General features: G+C 43.5%; 14 protein-coding genes. 7 read left to right on the top strand and 7 right to left on the bottom strand.

Translation table 11 applies throughout. From position 1 onward, the window contains the following. Positions 1-65: 65 nt before the first annotated feature. Positions 66-956: an LIC_11366 family protein gene (locus tag JWG45_RS12305; RefSeq protein ID WP_205279993.1), complete on the top strand. Its 891-nt coding sequence runs from the start codon at positions 66-68 to the stop codon at positions 954-956. A 78-nt stretch (positions 957-1034) separates the two neighbouring features. Here the strand turns inward: JWG45_RS12305 and JWG45_RS12300 are convergent, their stop codons facing one another. The 3 genes from JWG45_RS12300 to JWG45_RS12290 are packed head-to-tail and all read right to left on the bottom strand — an operon-like array spanning position 1035 to position 5229. Then, positions 1035-3182, bottom strand: coding sequence for a 7TM diverse intracellular signaling domain-containing protein (locus tag JWG45_RS12300; protein WP_205279992.1), 2148 nt, complete (start codon positions 3180-3182; stop codon positions 1035-1037). A 60-nt stretch (positions 3183-3242) separates the two neighbouring features. Further along, entirely contained in the window at positions 3243-4439 is a 1197-nt protein-coding gene (locus tag JWG45_RS12295) for a sterol desaturase family protein (RefSeq protein ID WP_205279991.1), read from the bottom strand. A gap of 4 nt (positions 4440-4443) precedes the next feature. Then, entirely contained in the window at positions 4444-5229 is a 786-nt protein-coding gene (locus JWG45_RS12290; protein ID WP_205279990.1) for an SDR family NAD(P)-dependent oxidoreductase, read from the bottom strand. A gap of 148 nt (positions 5230-5377) precedes the next feature. On the opposite strand from JWG45_RS12290, the gene JWG45_RS12285 reads away from it, so the two are divergent. Then, positions 5378-6043: a glutathione S-transferase family protein gene (locus tag JWG45_RS12285; protein WP_205279989.1), complete on the top strand. Its 666-nt coding sequence runs from the start codon at positions 5378-5380 to the stop codon at positions 6041-6043. Between the two features lie 78 nt (positions 6044-6121). Continuing rightward, on the top strand, positions 6122-6358 hold the full coding sequence (locus tag JWG45_RS12280) for a hypothetical protein (protein WP_205279988.1): 237 nt from the start codon (positions 6122-6124) through the stop codon (positions 6356-6358). Positions 6359-6365: 7 nt separating this feature from the next. Here the strand turns inward: JWG45_RS12280 and JWG45_RS12275 are convergent, their stop codons facing one another. Beyond that, positions 6366-8318 (bottom strand): M3 family metallopeptidase, encoded by a 1953-nt coding sequence (locus tag JWG45_RS12275; RefSeq protein WP_205279987.1) that lies wholly within the window; start codon positions 8316-8318, stop codon positions 6366-6368. Between the two features lie 434 nt (positions 8319-8752). On the opposite strand from JWG45_RS12275, the gene lsa23 reads away from it, so the two are divergent. Beyond that, on the top strand, positions 8753-9364 hold the full coding sequence (lsa23, locus tag JWG45_RS12270) for a surface adhesion protein Lsa23 (protein ID WP_205280013.1): 612 nt from the start codon (positions 8753-8755) through the stop codon (positions 9362-9364). A 784-nt stretch (positions 9365-10148) separates the two neighbouring features. Then, positions 10149-11327 (top strand): MaoC family dehydratase, encoded by a 1179-nt coding sequence (locus tag JWG45_RS12265; RefSeq protein WP_205279986.1) that lies wholly within the window; start codon positions 10149-10151, stop codon positions 11325-11327. Positions 11328-11739: 412 nt separating this feature from the next. Here the strand turns inward: JWG45_RS12265 and JWG45_RS12260 are convergent, their stop codons facing one another. After that, on the bottom strand, positions 11740-12339 hold the full coding sequence (locus JWG45_RS12260) for a TetR/AcrR family transcriptional regulator (protein ID WP_205279985.1): 600 nt from the start codon (positions 12337-12339) through the stop codon (positions 11740-11742). 120 nt (positions 12340-12459) lie between these two features. On the opposite strand from JWG45_RS12260, the gene JWG45_RS12255 reads away from it, so the two are divergent. Continuing rightward, the gene (locus JWG45_RS12255; RefSeq protein ID WP_205279984.1) at positions 12460-13242 is read left to right on the top strand and encodes a crotonase/enoyl-CoA hydratase family protein; all 783 of its coding nucleotides are present in this window, start codon (positions 12460-12462) and stop codon (positions 13240-13242) included. 236 nt (positions 13243-13478) lie between these two features. Further along, on the top strand, positions 13479-14510 hold the full coding sequence (locus JWG45_RS12250; RefSeq protein WP_205279983.1) for a zinc-dependent alcohol dehydrogenase: 1032 nt from the start codon (positions 13479-13481) through the stop codon (positions 14508-14510). Between the two features lie 659 nt (positions 14511-15169). On the opposite strand, the gene JWG45_RS12245 is transcribed toward JWG45_RS12250, so the two are convergent. Together JWG45_RS12245 and JWG45_RS12240 are read right to left on the bottom strand one after the other, a co-directional pair. Next, entirely contained in the window at positions 15170-15490 is a 321-nt protein-coding gene (locus tag JWG45_RS12245) for an ATP-dependent Clp protease adaptor ClpS (protein ID WP_069607688.1), read from the bottom strand. Positions 15491-15660: 170 nt separating this feature from the next. Then, positions 15661-16623 (bottom strand): transketolase family protein, encoded by a 963-nt coding sequence (locus tag JWG45_RS12240; protein WP_205279982.1) that lies wholly within the window; start codon positions 16621-16623, stop codon positions 15661-15663. Between the last annotated feature and the right edge of the window lies 1 nt (position 16624).

Below are 16624 nucleotides of genomic sequence, written 5' to 3'. Positions count from 1 at the left end.
GGTCCCCGCCCGATAGGAAAGAAAATCCGCTTTTTTTGGAAGTCCTTGCTAGAAATCCTGTAATTATGAGGGCTACCAGCAAAATTTTCGGGATCTCATTCCGCGTTCTACTTTTTTTCCCTTTTAGCCTGGCCTTCTGGCTTTCTCTTTCTTCTTTGGAAGCCCAGAATTCTTATCCAAAAACAAAGGAATATGGAAACAAGCCTCAGATCGAGTTGGAGAGCGAAGAAAAACTCTATTGGGAACTTGGACTCAGGGTCGGGTTCGGTTTTAAAGGAGAGGACAGACTCAATTCTTATCTAAGGGGTTTTACGGATACATACGATCCTAGAGTTTTTTCCAAAACCCAACTCGATCCTCCGAAATACGTCGCCCAAGGGGAGATTTTTCTCCGAAGAAAGATCGGCGCTGAGAGCAAGGTCGGATTTATCGGAGGTTACAGGGAATGGCAAAAATTCGGTCTGAAACAAATTTCCTCGGAGCCCTTTTATACAGACCTCAGTTTCAAACTCTCCAATCCTTATTTTCTCTTAATGTATTGGCAGGAATGGAACTACAAACGTTGGACCTTTGAAGGAGGTCTTGGCGTCGGTATGTCTCAGGTCTATTGGGATTCGACCGGTTTTGGTACTTCGGGAAAAGAATACTTTAAACAAGAAGGTTCCCTGACCGGAACCGGAATCGAATTTCGTGCTGAAGGGGCTGTGAGCCGAAAGGTCACAGACTCGACGAGTCTCCAACTCGGACTCGCGCTTTCTTGGATCAACATTCCTTCTCTTTCCGGAAACTTCAACGGGGAGACGGCGAGTTTTTATTTGAGAGAGGACGGACGCGTCACACCTCTTACGGAATCCACGAACCAAACCGCAATATTTGCTACCAATCAATTTTCAAGAAAGCTCGAATTCCAAGCTTTGACTACGACCTTGTTTTTTGGGGTCGCGCAGAAATTCTGAAGTTTTGTGAGAGTTCCCACGTTTTGAGAATTCTTTCGGGAATCGAACCTTTGTGAGAGTTCCCACGGATAAAAATTCTCAAACGTCGAAAGAAGTCTTTTCTCTCTTATAACGAAGCGGTTTTTTTAGATATTTGATCAAAAGAACCTTATTCCCTTTTTCGTTAAAACGAACGATATCAAAAACCCTCCGAGTCATCACGATCCCGCGCCCGTGGGTCAAACTCGTTTCGTTCAACTTCTCAATATCCAGGTTCAGAATTTTTTTAGAATCAAACCCTTCCCCTTCATCAGAGATCAAAAAGCCGATTCTTCTAGCGTTCAAAGAATAGGAAACCTTAACCGTTCGAAAATTATAGAACGGTTCCTTCTGACGTTTCTGGATAAATTCCAGATAACGACCTTCCGCGAGAGCTTCGGTTTTTTCGTCAAAACTGATCGCAAGATTTCCGTGTTCAATCGAATTGATGATGATTTCCCGAATACAAGTTCGGATCGCAATGATGATTTCGGTCCCCACCCAAGAGGAAAGATTCACCGTCAAAAGTCGGCTCAAAAGATCGGCGTTTCTCAAATAATTATTCAGCGTAAAGTGCATGGATTCGCTTACGATAAACTTGGAAAGAATATCCTCGTTTAACTCATAAGCTTTTCCTAATATACCTTTCTTTTCCCCTAAATCCAAGAGTTGAAGGCGCACACGGATCTGTCTCGGCTCCAAAACGTATTTTTGTCTAAATTCCACGGTAAACTCGGAACTTTTTTTGCGGCGTAAAAGTTCTTCGATTTTTTCCTTCGCGAGAATTTTTGGAAAAGAAGTTTCCACTCCGTTCTGAACATAGATCAGATCCAGAAAATTCCAACCGATCACTTCCTCCGGATCAAATCCCAAAAGACGTCCCAAAGATTTGTTGGCGCTTCGGATTCTTCCGTCAGTATCCATCGTAAACAAAAACTCTTCCGATTCTTCGAAGAGGTTTCGAAACCTTTTTTCGGAACGTTCCGCGACGAGTTTTGTGGATTCGAGTTCTTCGATCTTAGAAGACAAAACATCGGATAAAACTTTTACTCGATCCGCGAGTCCCAATCCCATTAAAACGACATGGAGAATCGAAACCAATTCTACGATCCAAAATCGAAAACTCCAATTCGGAAACCATCCGTTTTGCAGGAGCAAAAAAAGAACCGCACCGCCGCCCAAAACTGCCCAGGCAAAGAGAAAATAAAAAGCGCTTCCCTGATTCCAAAAGATGCTCCGAACTCCGTTGATAAAAAGAAGAATCACACAGATACAAGACAAAAGCAGACCGAAAAAAATACTGAATTTGGGCGGAACCCACAAAGAAATCATCGCCAAGAATAAAAAAAGAATCTGAGAAGTTTGAAAAAAACGATACGAGTTTCTGGAACGGTTTTTCAGATCCAGATAAACGTTCACAAACAAACACATCAAAGAAAGACAAATCAAAAAGAAGAATGGAACGCTCGGCCCCGTCCAACCAATCGCATTCGGCCAAAGAACTTGAAATCCGAAACCTTCCAGAACAAACTGAAAAAAAGTAAAACCCAGAATATAAATCGAAAAGAAAAGATAATTCTTTTCTTTTGTATAAACAAAAAGAAGAAAATTATAAAAAACAAGAATTAACATCGATCCAAAAAAAAGACCGAACAAAAGTTGCTCAAAAATTACTTTATTATAATACCCTAAAGCACTATAATAACGAAGCGCGATTTGAATCCTGGAAGTGGATTGAATTTTAAGAAAAACTTCTTTTCTAGAATTCGGAAGTCCGACGGAAGGAAACGCGGGCGTTCGATTTTGAACGGGTCTCACAGCAAAAGGAATCGAATCTCCGGCGCGGTAAAAAGGACTTTCCCCTTTTTTCTCGTCGTAGTATTCGATCAAATCGACGTTCGGAAACTGATATTCTACGATCCAGCGAATCGGAGTATCTGAAGAATTCTCCACTCGAACCCGAACCCAAATCGCGGCATTCGTATATCCCAAAAAACCGGCGCCGGCAACCGAAAACTTCCCCGCCCTTGCCAAACTTCGAATCTGAGAAAAACTCAAAGTTGAGTTCTCATCCGCGAAAAATTCGAGAGAATCCTCCTTTCCTATCGGAGAATCCTCGAGTCCGACCAGATCGATTCCGAACAAGGGAAATGAAATCAAACCGGAAAAAAGGACGGTTGCAAAGAATTGAATTTTTCGCTGAAACATTATTCCCGATCTTCGCTCTCAGGTCATCCTTTCAGAATGGATTCCACTTTCAATCCTGGTTCAAAGAAAAAAAAGAATCCAGGAAAGAATCGTCAGACCTGCCGCAAAAATTCCAATAGCTTTTTTTTGCAACGAGGCTCCTTCCAGAACTCGAGAAGTATGATGAAAACCGAAGATCAAATAAACGATCACCGGAAAAAGTTTCCAAAGCGCGACATTGCCCGATTTAAAAAAACGCAAAGCTAAAAGGGAAAGGATCGTCCAAACAAAAAATTCGAGAACACCCAAGATCGTTCTTACTTTCGAAACTGATGGATCGAATTTCGTATAACGTTTCCGATCGACTTCCTCGGGGAACAAGGAAGGACCGATGTTCACGGGACGCCAGCCCGGAGGTTTCAGGAGAATGAGAATTCTATCTTTCCAACTTTCGGTTTTTTTCATCAATTCCCCGATCTCTTCGTAAACATGAAGATTGGCGTAAACAGGATCGAAAGTGGTGAGCGGTTTGGTAAGTCCGTAGATCGGCTCCTCTTCTTCCCTCGCGAACGACCCGAAAATCCGGTCCCAAAATATCAAAATTCCTCCGTGATTTTTATCGATGTATTTAGGATCTCTTCCGTGATGCACCCTGTGATGTGCGGGGGTTACGAGAATTTCCTCCAAAAAACCGAGTTTTCCAATCAGACGAGTATGAACCCAAAACTGATAGATTTTTAGAATTCCGTGCGCCAAAAGAAACGCCTGCCAGGGAACTCCGCAGAAGGCGATGGAAAGATTGAACAGGTATTCGAAAATCCTCTGAAAACTGGATTGTCGGAGAGCCACGGAAAGATTAAATTCTTCACTCGAATGATGAGTAACGTGACAAGCCCAAAGAAAATTAACCTCGTGTGTAGCTCGATGAAACCAATAATAAACAAAATCGACTGCGATAAATACGAAAACCCAACCCGCAAAATCGGCGAAGTGAAACCGAAACTTTCCGCTCTCAAAAGTGAACGGGTTTCCCAGAGGAATCTCGGGAATTCCGAACAAAGATTGCAAAGAAAAGAATATTCTAAAATTCTCATATAACCAAAGAGAAAAGATCGTAACGAGGATTCCTGTGAGGGAAAAAAGAATTCCCGTGCTCAGATCCGCTACCGTATCGTTCCAACGGTATACTTTTCTTCCGGAAAAAAAGGAATAAAAAACCTCGATTCCGATAAGAACGAGAAAAAAGGGCACCGCTAAATCGATAATCGATCCTTGCATTTTTTTATCCGTTTTGATTTAAAAATTTTGCGATTTTACGGATGATAAATCGAGGAGTGATCCTCACGCTCTGCGCTAAAATTCGATTCAAAAAACCGGCCACTACTACGGGTTTTCCTTTTTTGAGTGCGCCGTATCCGATTTCGGCGACTTCTTTGGCGCTCATAACGGGCGCCATCGGGTTGTTCAAGAGTTTCGATTTTGTGATCTCGGCCCTTTCAAAAAATTCGGTTTTGGTAGGTCCCGGACAAAGTGTCGTTACCGTAACCCCGTCTTTACGAACGTCTTCGTAAATTCCTTCCGAAAGAGAAAGGACATAGGCTTTGGTCGCATAATAATTCGCCATATTCGGACCGGGTTGAAATGCCGCCGTCGATGCTACGTTGAGAATTTTGCCTGTCTTTCTTTCCACCATTCCTTGAAGAAAAAGATGTGTGAGTTCCGTAAGGGCCGTGACGTTTACCTGAATCATCGCGAGTTCTTTTTTAAGATCCATACGATCAAATCTTCCGCTCGTACCAAAACCCGCGTTGTTCACCAATACTTCCACCGTCGCTTTTGATTTTTTTGCGAAATCAAAAATTTTCTTCGGAGATTTCGGATCTGCGAGATCCAGTGAAAGAGTATCCACCTTAACCTTGTAAGACGATTCGATTTCCTTCTTAACGGATTTGAGAGTTTTTTCGTTTCTTGCCACAAGAATCAGATTGTATCCGTCCGCCGCGATCAGTTTGCTCAGTTCATAACCGATTCCTACGGTTCCGCCCGTAATGATTGCCGTTTTTGCCATGTTTAAGAATTCCTTTTGAAGGTCGAAATTATCGCAAGGAAAAATGAGAGAAAGGCTTTTTTGAAAAGAAAGAAAAAAGGAACGGAAGAGAAATCGGCGAACTGCAAAAAAAACTTTTCCTCGAAAGCAAAAGATAAATTCCTTTCTTATGATCAAACTTTACGGCGCCAGTATCAGCAATTATGTAAACAAGGTAAAACTCGGGATCTTAGAAAAGGGATTGGAATTCGAACAGGTCCGAGTGGCTCCTTCTCAGGAAGAGGATTTTTTAAAAATCAGTCCGATGGGAAAAATTCCTGTCTTGGAAGTGGAAGGAAAATTCATTTTCGAATCCGGAGCCATTTTAGAATTCTTAGATACGATCTTTCCGCAGGAGCCAAAACTCATTCCGAACGATCCTTGGGAAGCCGCGCGTGTGAGAGAGATTACGACGATGATAGAAACCTATCTGGATATCCCGGCAAGAAGAATCTATATCTCCTCATCGAGAGGAAAAGAAGTCGAACAAATTCTCCTAGACGAAATTCATATCGTATTGACGAAGGGAGTCAAAGCGCTTCAGAGGGTCGTCCGGTTTTCTCCTTATATTGCCGGAAAAACGTTTACGATGGCCGATTGTTCCGCATTCGCCAATCTTACCGTGATCGACGAGGAGCTCAGAAAATTCTATCCGAACAATCATCCCTTAGATGATCTCCAAGGTTGGAAAGAATACGTCGAGTTTATGAAAACAAAAGAAGGACCCGCGCTCGTAGAGAAGGAAAAAGAAAGACTTCGAAAGATCATCGAAAGGGCAAAAGTCAAAGTCGAATAAACCAAAGGAAATTCTTATTTTCCTCTTCTAAAATTGATTTGACTCCCTTGTTGCGGGAATTAGCCTGCTCTGGTCTTTATGGAACCAGAAAAAGTAATCTCCATCCCGATCCGGGAACTTCCTCATCTCAAAGTTCTATTGGCAGGCTGGTATAATTTTCTAAAAGAAAGTTACGATCAAAAACAGATCAGCCAGAACGAGTTCAAGGACGCTCTCAGAAGCAATGTGGTTTACAATATCGATCAAGATCAGGTGGAAGTGCTCTTGGCGGGAAAGGAATCCTTGCTTTTGAGTTTCAGAAAGAGCCTTTCCTGATTCTTCTTTAAGCCGCTTTCAGACCGTAGAGTTTGAGAAGCGAACTTACCTCTGGTTTTCTTCCTAAAAATCTCTGAAAAAGAATCATCGCGTTTTCGCTTCCACCCTTCTCCAAAATCTCCTTAAAATAAGCCTCGCTCAAAGCCGGATCAAAAATCCCCTTCTCGACGAACGCGAAAAATGCGTCCGCGCTCATAACCTCCGCCCACTTATAACTGTAATAACCGGCCGCGTAACCACCGGAAAAGATATGCGAAAATCCGTTTTGAAAACGATTGTAAGATGGAGGAATGACAACGCTTACCTCCTTTCTGACTTCCTGGAGAATCCGGTGCACTTCCTCTTCGGTATGACTCTTTCGGTGGATAAGAATGTCGAAAAGAGAAAACTCGAGTTGTCTCACGATTCCCATCGCTGAAAGAAAGTTTTTTGTCTCCTTCAATTTCGAAATCATAGAATCCGGAATCGTTTCTCCAGTTATATGATGTTTTCCGAATATTTTTAGGACTCCCGCTTCGGTCGCAAAATTCTCCAGAAACTGGGACGGAAATTCCACCGCGTCCCACTCCACTCCGTTGATCCCGCTTACAGGAGGTTCTTCGATCCTGGTGCAGAGATGATGCAGGGCGTGGCCCATCTCGTGAAAAAAGGTAACCACGTCGTTGTGTTTCAAAAGCGAAGGAGAATCGGAAGTTGAAATCGGAAAATTGCAGACTACAAACGCGGTCGGAAGTATCTCCTCACCGGAGATTCGGTTTCTGGAATACCAGTTGTGCATCCAGGCCCCGCCCTGTTTGTCTTTTCTTGCTTCGAGATCCAGATACAAACGGGAAAGAAGAACTCCGTTTTTATAAAGGTCAAAAACCTGGACCTTTTCCTCCCAGACTTTTGCCGAAGCCTTTCTGAATTCCAGACCCAAGAGTTGTTGCAAGAATTGGAATGTTCCCGAGACAACTTTTTCTTTTTGAAAATAAGGTCGTGTTTCTTCCTCGTCGAAGTCGTATCTCGCCTTCATGAGTTTTTCACTCGCATAAGCGGTGTCATAGGCTTGGAGAGAAGAAATTCCCAATGTTTTTGCGAACTCGGCGAGATCCGAAAATTCTTTTTGTGCGATCGGTTTTGCTTGTTGAGCGAGATCCCTCAAAAATTTGAGGACCGTGGTTTCGGAATCGGCGACTTTTGTAGCAAGAGAAAGTTCCACAAAATTTGCAAAGCCTAGAAGTTTTGAAAGTTCGTCCCGGAGCGCGAGGATCGATTCGATGAGTTTTCCATTCTGCGGAGCTCTTGTTGTATAAGCTTTATATAATGTTTCTCGAATGGATCGATTGGGACCGTGAGTCATATAAGCGATATAACTCGGCATCTGCAGTGTGAATTTGTATTTTCCTTCCTCGGTTTTTGCAGAATTCAGATCCGATTCCGGAATTCCTTCGACGTCCTCTTTTTTGTCCAGGATCAGTTCGTAGGAGTTGGTCGCATCCAGAAGATTCTGCGAGAATTGATTGTCAAGATCGCTCAGTTTAATGGAGATCTCTTGGATTCTTTTTTTCGTTTTTTCCGGAAGTCCGATCCCGCTCAGTTTGAACTGAAGGATCGCATCTTTTAGAACTTTTTTCCGAGAAACACTCAACGTAGATTCTTCTTGGATTAGAATTTCCTGATATACCCTGTTGAGTTCCTCGTTTTGTCCGAGGTCGGAATAAAAAGCCGTAATCTCCGGAAGAACCTCCGTATACAGAGCCTGAATTTCTTTCGAATTTTTTACGCTGTTGAGATGTGAAAGGACCGTGAACTCGATCTGCATCTCTTGAACGAGATTGTTCAATGGGCGAATGACGGTATCATAGGTTCGTTCTTTTGTTTCGAGAAGTTTTGGAAGTTCCTCTCGGATCGTTTTGATTTTTTGAAGAATTACGTTTTTTGTAAGTTCGGGTTGGTCTGCTTTGAATTCGGGTAACATCTCCACCAATCTCCTCCGGCCTTGGGAGACTTCATCCATTTTTTAAACAAGGAAACCCCGGTTTTTCCGGGAACGATTCGGAAAAATTCGAGAGACGATTTCCAAAGAGATTCGTATAGGTTTGAAAAAAAAGAGATTCCTAAAAGGAGGCCGAGAATCGTTTTTAAAGAGAATTCTTAAGAGCTTTTTCCCAAAACTGAAGCCGTGGAAAACCCGGGATGTAACTTTGAAAAGTCCGATCGAAAGTTCAGACGTCTCTAAAAAGAGGCAATCTGTGGGAACTCCCTCTTTTGATTCCGAGAACTGAAGCCGAGTAGGATCATCGAATTTTGGGAAGGTTCCGGAAGGGATCGTTCATCGGATTTTCAGGCGAGGAATTTGGAGAAAACGTTTCCGATTTGACCGAAACAAAGCTTCAACTAAAACACGAATCTATGTCCTTTCGCCAAATTCTTAACTTCTTTTTTTTCCTTTTCTGGATTTCCAATTGTAGCGTTGGAAAAAACGAACTCCCCGACCTTGGAGGAAACCCGGAGTGTAAGTCGGAAGAACTTCCGATTTTCGTCCAACCTAGGAAAGATATCGACGACGGAAATTCTCTGGAAGTTGTCTATTGTTCGGCAAGGGAAACCTCTTCCGGAAAAAGAATCGAATTGAGTCTTGTCTTTCGGGATGAGAGACATCCTTCTCCTTGGAAAGATTTTATTTATAGAATTTATAGAAAGTTTCGATACGGAAGATCGAAGGACATCGAAAGCCTTCGTGTTCAATTTTCCCAAAAGGGAGAATGGAGCGCCATTCATCTCAAGAACGTATACAGCGGAGATCAAACCTTCGACACCGATCCTGTGAAACATTTGGATTCGATTCTCAAACCCGATCTGATGAAGCTCGAGAAAAAGAGGCCGATTCTTTATGTGAACACTTGGAATCACATGTTCTCGGAAACGGATCAGAATCCTACTCTCGAAAAAAAGACCTTGTCCGATTTCGAAATCCGTTTCGGAGCCAGAGAGGCTTTAGACAATTTTTACGACCCGAAATAAATTCGAGTCGTGGTGTCAGTCATCTCAATCCTTTTTCCCAAATCGAATTTTGTCCTTGGAGACGGATTATTTTGTTTTTTCACCTCCGTCCTTCTTTCGAAATGATTTTGTAGGGAAAGATTTAGGGAGCGATTTGATCCAAACGTCTCCTCTTGCCTAAGAACGCAGGGCGTAGAAGCTTCCCTACAAGTTGTTGGGATTTTCGAAAGAATCTGTCGTAAATACGACAGTCTTCCGTGAAAGTCGCGGGCCCCGCCCTGAATTTCGGGTGGAGGGGCGGGTGGCGGAAAAAACCACAGCGGACTTTCCTATATCACAAAATTCTAATTTTGCAAGCAGAAATCTTCGTGTAGGAACTCCTAAAAAACCTTTTTAGGAGGACGATTCTCCTTGCCGTTCGTTCCTCTCAACTTGTGGGTGAGATAGGCTCAAAATGGGTGGAACCGGCGCGTCAACTCACAACGGCGCTCTCTACGTTTGCGTAAACTCAATACAAACAGAGCCCCGATGTGCCGCCCCCGGGAGAACGCGAGTTTTTATCGGAGATATCGGAACTACGACAATTCGAAAAAAAAATCCGAACTTTCAAAGGATGATTCTTACAATTCTTTGAGGTTCCTCGAGTTTTTTCTCACAACTCGGATTCGGAGAGGTATATACACGCTCCCCTCTTTTCCTTTGATAAGCGCCTCACTCCGAAGAATTCTTTAAATAAAAAAACTTTTCCGGAAGATCGGAAACAAAAGACTGGAAAAAACGAAAAAAGATCGAGAGGCCTATTGCTATGACCAAAGTTCCAAACAAACCCTTTGCCGAACTCGCACCCGGAACGCCCGTTTCCAAGGATCAGATAAAGAGAAATATCTACGGAAGATATTTGGAAGAATTTACCGAAGGTGAAATTTTCGAACACCCAAGGGAAATCACGATCGATCGTGCCTTTGCTCAGGAATTTGCCACAACCTTTATGGACGCAAACCCCCTTTTCCTTTCTTCCTCTTACGCGCAAGCTCACGGTTTTCAGGATATGCTCGTATCCTCTCTTCAAGTTTTTAATATCGCTCTTTCTCTTGGAGTTCAAAACGATTCCGAAAAAGCCCTCGCAAACCTCGGCTACTACAACGTACAATTTTTAAAACCCGTTTATCCGGGAGATACTCTTTCCGCAAAGACCAAAATTCTAAAGATTGATGATAAAGGACCGGACAAACCCGGGATTGTTAGCGTTCGTACGATCTGCTTAAATCAAAAGAAAGAATTGGTTCTTCAATACGAAAGAAAGATCATGATCTATCAATCCAACGGAAAACCGAAGGGGAATCCGAAACCGGTAGTCAAAGAAGCTTTTTTTCCGGAAACCGACGCTCCTGTAATCGAACTTCCCGCGTTGAAATTTCCGAACGACTTCAAGTCTGCGACCTGGTCCGACACATATTTTGAGAATTTCAAACCGGGACAAATTTACATCCACCAAAACGGAAGAACGATCACAGACGAACATTTTCCTTGGACTTATAGGGTGGGAAACACTCACCCTCTTCACTACGACAAACTTTATTCCGCTGGAATCTCAGGACCGATGGGCGGAGAACCCGTTGTCTACGGCGGGCTCGTCTTTGCATGGTTATGCGGAATGGCTTCCAGAGATATCACTGAAAACATGATCTGGGATCTCGGGTTTACCGAAGGATATCACACACAACCTTCTTTCAGTGGAGATACGGTGACCGCGATCACGAGAGTTCTTTCCGTGGAAGACAGAGGAAATGATTTTGGAATCCCTTCAGGTGCGGTGCATCTACAAATCATTGGTCTCAAAAACATAAAGGCAAACGATGCCTTTGAAAAATTCGGGGAAGACCTTTTTCTAAAAGAGAACGACAAGAAAAAACTTGGGAAAGAAAAACTCTCCGAGAAAATTTTCGAAATCGAAAGAAAAATTTTAGTCAAGAAAAAAGGCTAAACTTTTTTTTGCGAAGCCTCCGTTGTTCCAAACGGGGGCTTTTTTATACGTTGTCCAGGCCAAAGGTCGAATTTTTCTTTTCCAAAGATTCTTTTTTAGAATGTTTTAGAATTTGGATTTTCCTTGATCGAACCCTATTTTTAGGGTTTCGGAAACTTTTACTTTTTTTGTTCCTCTTTCTATTTAGAACTTCCCCCCAGAACTAAAAACAAAACCGCGGGAGTTCCCACAGTTCACGGCTTTAGAAAAAAACTTCCTTCGAATCCAGAAGGCACTTTTTCTGGGGAGTTCCCACAGAATTCTCAAACACCCCTTGTCCCAACAAACGATCTCTTGAAAAAAGCTGACCTCGGGTATTAAGGCCGTTCTCTGATCGAATCGACTCCCAGAGGAATTAGAATGAAAGTCGTTTCTACTTTTTCTTTCCTCCCAAAACCTCGATCATCTCCGCTTTGAGTTCTAAAAAGTATTCATTTTTTCCTGTGATTCGAAAGAGCTGCGAACTTCCCTGAAAGAGTTTCAGAATTTTTTTGGCTGCGGCCAGAGAGTCTAAAGAAGGATCTAAATTTCCCTTCTTCTTTTCCGATTCAAAATACAATTCAAAAATCCGAATCCAACCTTCTATGATTTTGTCCGCGACAATTTCAAAATCCTCGTTCTTTTCTTCCACGCTGTTGATAAAACGTGCGATCGGACAGCCTAAGAATTTCCCACTCTTCACCTGTTTCAAAAGAACCGCACTCCAAGTGGAAATAAATTCCTCCCAGGAAGGAGCACGCTCCATCATTCTTTGGAGACCATTCTCAAAATTTTCTCCCTGGAGTTTGAGATACTCCAAAGCGATTTCTTCTTTGGATTGAAAATAACGATAAAAGCTGGCTTTGTGAGTTCCGGAATCCGCGATCAGCTGGTTTGTAGAAGTTCCTGAATAACCTCTGTGATAGAATAGATCCAAGGCAGAGGTCATCAGCCGATCATAGGGATTGCTCTGTTTTTCAAAATTCTGAATCATACAATAGATCAGAGTTTCAGAAGCTAAAAAAAGTTCAAGAAAAACAAAAAATGATAGACTATTTAGTCTATATCCAATTCAAATCAGAATAGACCAAATAGTCTATTCAAGGGAAATTCCATGTCCGACCTGATTCTCACCGAAAAAAAAGGCCACGTTCTTCATATCGTTTTTAACAGACCCGAGGAACGAAACGCGTTCAACGTAGAGATGCTTTTTGCTCTCAGCCGCGCCTATGACCAAATGGAAGCGGATCCGGAAATCCGAGTCGGTCTTGTCTACGCAAACGGAAAACAATTCACACTCGGCTTGGATCTCAAGAACGTTGCGGAATTCCTAAAAAAAGAGAGAAGATTTCCATTACCCGAAGAGAGCGTAAATCCTTGGGGAACCACTGGAAAACACAGAACCAAACCGGTAGTCGTCGCGGTTCACGGAATGTGCATCACTCTTGGAATCGAACTCATGCTCGCGAGCGACATTCGAATTGCAGCGAAACGTTCAGTCTTCGCCCAAGTGGAAGTGCAAAGAGGAATTTTTCCTTTCGGCGGAGGAACGATGCGCTGGCCCGCCCAGTGCGGCTGGGGAAACGCCATGAAATACATTCTCACGGGAGAACCTTTCGAAGCGGAAGAAGCGCTCCGCATCGGGCTGATCCAGGAAATCGTGGAAAAAAACGAACTCGTCTCCAGAGGAATTCAACTCGCGGAAAAGATCGCGGCCCAGGCACCTCTCGGAGTTTTTGCAACCTTAAAGTCGGCGATAAATTCGGTGCAGAACGGAGAAAGCAAAGCCGCTGAGGATTTATTTCCCCAGCTCCTAGCGTTGATGGATTCCAAGGACGCGGAAGAAGGATTGAACTCCTTTGTGGAAAAAAGACAAGCAGTGTTCCAAGGATTTTGAATATTCTAATTTTAGAATTATATAAATAAACTCAGGGGATAAACTTTTTAAACAAGGCGGTTTTTAAAATCCAAACTTGTGACTGAAAGAACTCTTAAAACAAAAATGGACAAAAAGAATCGAATCCATATTCGTAAGAAGAGCATTCTAAAATCTAAAATTCCGCTCAGTCTTTTGAAGATCAAAAAAAATCGAAATCGATCCAATCCAGATACAAAGTAGAACAAAGGTGAACCATGAAACGAATCGTATTCAAAAAAAGAAATGTTTTAGAATGGGAAGAAGTTCCCGAACCATCGATCCAGGGGAAGAATCAAGCCCTCGTACGACCGCTCGCGGTCTCCCGATGCGACTTGGACATCCCCATTCTCCAAGGTCATACTCTAATGCGTCCCGGATTTCCGATCGGACACGAATTTGTGGGAGAAATTCTGGAAACAAGTTCTGAGATCTCAAACGAATATCCGAAAGGAACCAAGGTCATCATTCCGTTTCAGATCTCTTGCGGTTTTTGTCCGGATTGTATCGGAGGCCATTCGAAAGCCTGTTCATCGGTTCCTTTCGCGAGTCACTACGGGATGGGTTCGTCCGCAAAAGAATTCGGAGGCGCCCTTGCCGAAAAAATTTGGATTCCTTATGCAAATCAAATGCTCATTCCTCTGCCTCTCGGACTGGATCCGATCGCGCTCGCCGGAATCAGCGACAATATCGTGGAAGCGTGGAAGCTCGTCGGTCAGTGGTTGGAAAAAAAACCGAATTCACCGGTGATGATTCTCGGAGGATTCGCTTCCAGCATTTCTCTTTATTCAGCTTCTCTCGCCGTGGGAATGGGTTCTTCGGAAGTTTTGTATTTAGACAACGATCCGGAAAGACTGAAAATCGCTGAATCGCTCGGTGCGACCGCCGTTCCCTATTCTACGCTTCCAAAAGCCTGGGATAAAAAATTTCCTCTGATCGTAGACTGTCACGGTTTGAAAGAAGGGATGAACTTCGCACTCAAGTCTCTTTCCACCGAGGGAATCTACGGAAGCGCGGCCATTTTCTGGACCAATAAATTAGAAATTCCTTATTTAGAATTGTATAATACGGGTGTTACACTCAAAATCGGAAGGGTGGATTCCAGAGAACACATTCCTAAAATTTTAGAAAAAATCGAAGAGAAAAAAATCCAACCCGAAAAGGTGGTCACGGCTACATGCGATTTCGAAGACGCGATTCACGCCTGGCCGGAACCCGCCGTAAAGCTAGTCGTCAATATGAATTCTTAACCTTGCGGAACCGCTTTGCTCCTTCCGGAGAATTTTTTGTCCGGAAGGAGTTTTTTTTTAAACAAAAGAAAGTTGTCAGAGATTCGCTTCTTTCGAAAAGGATTTTCTCTTTAGAAGAACTTTTTTTGTGGCGGAGGAATTTTTTCGTAAAATTTACTGCCAGCGCTCGTTTAGGAGTATCCGATCCTTTTCACAACTTGAAAAAAGCTGAGTCTGAAAGGAATTTGTAAGAGTTCCTACACGGGGACTTTTTTCTTGTAAAATTAGAATTTTGTGATAAAGGAAAGTCCTCCGGAGTTTTCCCGCCCCCACTCCCCTCCACCCAAGATCAGGGTGGGGCCGGCGACATTCACAGAGGATCGTCGTAGTTACGACAGATCCTTCTTAAGATCCGGACAACTTCTGGGTTAAGCTTATGACAAGTTTAGAAGGGGTGCCGCGAGAATCGTCCCGAGAAGAGGGATTTGTAAGAGTTCCTACACGGGGATTTTTTTCTTGTAAAATTAGAATTTTGTGATATAGAAAAGTCCTCCGGAGTTTTCCCGCCCCCACTCCCCTCCACCCAAGATCAGGGCGGGGCCGGCGACATTCATAGAGGATCGTCGTAGTTACGACAGATCCTCGAACGGAAGTGGCTTTTGAAAATCGGTTTTTTTTTCTTATCTTTCGAGGGTGGCGCTCATCGATCCTTTCGAATTGGACATTCTCGGGTCAGCGCCGTAGGTGAGGATTCTTTCCTGAACGTGTTCTGCGTGTTCAAATTCTCCGGAAAAAACTACCGTTCTTTTTTCCTGATCCACTTGAACGGCGTGCAAGAACGCTTTTTCCACGGACATCGTGCAGATTTCCATAAGCATTTCGATTACGTATTCGTAGGTATGTTCATTGTCGTCCCAAAGAACCACTCTCCAAGGTCCTCCGGTAGACTTTGTGGATTCCTCGGTAATTTCGTTTAAGTCAGGAGTTTGTGTGCTCGCCATCTTTCAACTCAAAGCCCGAGAAAAGTAAAAGAAGAATTTCGATCTCGACCACTCTCTCTCAAACCGAGTGAGAGCGCCGATAAAAGGATGTCTTCCTTCTTCTTTCGCGATCCAAAGAATCTCAGTTTCTGAAAACTCCAAAGCCGACCGCAGAAGAATGGGAGAAAACATTATCCTTTGAGTTGAATCGCTTTTTTTGCAGTCTCAACGATATTTTTAGAACGAAGACCGAAATAATCCAGAAGTTCCTTCCAAGTTCCCGACTTTCCGAATTGATCCTTCATTCCAACTTTTAGGACGTGAACTGGATATTCTTCCGAAAGAAACTCGCTCACCGCAGAACCGAGTCCGCCGACAACGTTGTGTTCTTCACAGGTGACGACCGCTCTGCACTCTTTCGCGTATTTCAGGATGGCTTCTCTGTCGATCGGTTTGATCGTCGCCATGTTCAAAAGAGTCGCGGAAATCCCTTCTTTAGAAAGTTCTTCTACCGCTTTCATCGCTTCGCTTACGATCACTCCGTTTGCAATGATGAGAACGTCTTTCCCTTCTCTCATTACCTCGGCCTTACCGATTACAAATTGATAGTTCTCTCTTTCGATGACGGGAACATTCGGACGACCCACACGAACATAGACCGGACCTTTGTAGTCCGCGATCGCGTGAATGACTTGTTTGCATTCATTGTAATCGGCGGGACAGATTACCGTCATTTCAGGAATGGCTCTCATAATCGCGAAGTCTTCGATACACTGGTGGGACGCTCCGTCCTCACCGACTGTGATTCCGCCGTGAGAGGCTACTAATTTTACGTTTAAGAATGGATAAACGACGCTGTTACGGACCACTTCCCAGGCCCTTCCCGCGAGAAACATCGCAAAGGAAGAAGCGAACGGAGTCATACCGGAAAGTGCGAGTCCGGCCGCGTGTCCGACTAAGTTTTGTTCGGCGACTCCTACGTTGAAAAAACGTTCCGGAAATGCTTTCGCAAACTTATTCGTCTTTGTGGATCCGGAAAGATCCGCGTCCAGAACGACTACGTCCGGACGGGAAACCCCGAGTTCATGCAGCGCATCCCCGTAACCATCACGAGTTGCTTTTTCAGTCGCAGTTGCTGTACTAGGAGCTCCCATT

This window comes from Leptospira ainlahdjerensis, assembly GCF_016919175.1.
Lineage (GTDB): Bacteria > Spirochaetota > Leptospiria > Leptospirales > Leptospiraceae > Leptospira > Leptospira ainlahdjerensis.
Note: the sequence above shows the minus strand (reverse complement) of the source record. Positions and strands in the feature narration are given on the sequence as shown.

Bases quoted from the DNA above. Each gene is read 5' to 3' on its own strand.
- JWG45_RS12255 (WP_205279984.1), top strand. From the start codon at position 12,460: ATGTCCGACCTGATTCTCACCGAAAAAAAAGGCCACGTTCTTCATATC.
- JWG45_RS12290 (WP_205279990.1), bottom strand. From the start codon at position 5,229: ATGGCAAAAACGGCAATCATTACGGGCGGAACCGTAGGAATCGGTTAT.
- JWG45_RS12295 (WP_205279991.1), bottom strand. From the start codon at position 4,439: ATGCAAGGATCGATTATCGATTTAGCGGTGCCCTTTTTTCTCGTTCTT.
- JWG45_RS12250 (WP_205279983.1), top strand. From the start codon at position 13,479: ATGAAACGAATCGTATTCAAAAAAAGAAATGTTTTAGAATGGGAAGAA.
- JWG45_RS12300 (WP_205279992.1), bottom strand. From the start codon at position 3,182: ATGTTTCAGCGAAAAATTCAATTCTTTGCAACCGTCCTTTTTTCCGGT.
- JWG45_RS12265 (WP_205279986.1), top strand. From the start codon at position 10,149: ATGACCAAAGTTCCAAACAAACCCTTTGCCGAACTCGCACCCGGAACG.
- JWG45_RS12285 (WP_205279989.1), top strand. From the start codon at position 5,378: ATGATCAAACTTTACGGCGCCAGTATCAGCAATTATGTAAACAAGGTA.
- JWG45_RS12280 (WP_205279988.1), top strand. From the start codon at position 6,122: ATGGAACCAGAAAAAGTAATCTCCATCCCGATCCGGGAACTTCCTCAT.
- JWG45_RS12240 (WP_205279982.1), bottom strand. From the start codon at position 16,623: ATGGGAGCTCCTAGTACAGCAACTGCGACTGAAAAAGCAACTCGTGAT.
- JWG45_RS12275 (WP_205279987.1), bottom strand. From the start codon at position 8,318: ATGTTACCCGAATTCAAAGCAGACCAACCCGAACTTACAAAAAACGTA.
- JWG45_RS12245 (WP_069607688.1), bottom strand. From the start codon at position 15,490: ATGGCGAGCACACAAACTCCTGACTTAAACGAAATTACCGAGGAATCC.
- JWG45_RS12260 (WP_205279985.1), bottom strand. From the start codon at position 12,339: ATGATTCAGAATTTTGAAAAACAGAGCAATCCCTATGATCGGCTGATG.
- lsa23 (WP_205280013.1), top strand. From the start codon at position 8,753: ATGTCCTTTCGCCAAATTCTTAACTTCTTTTTTTTCCTTTTCTGGATT.
- JWG45_RS12305 (WP_205279993.1), top strand. From the start codon at position 66: ATGAGGGCTACCAGCAAAATTTTCGGGATCTCATTCCGCGTTCTACTT.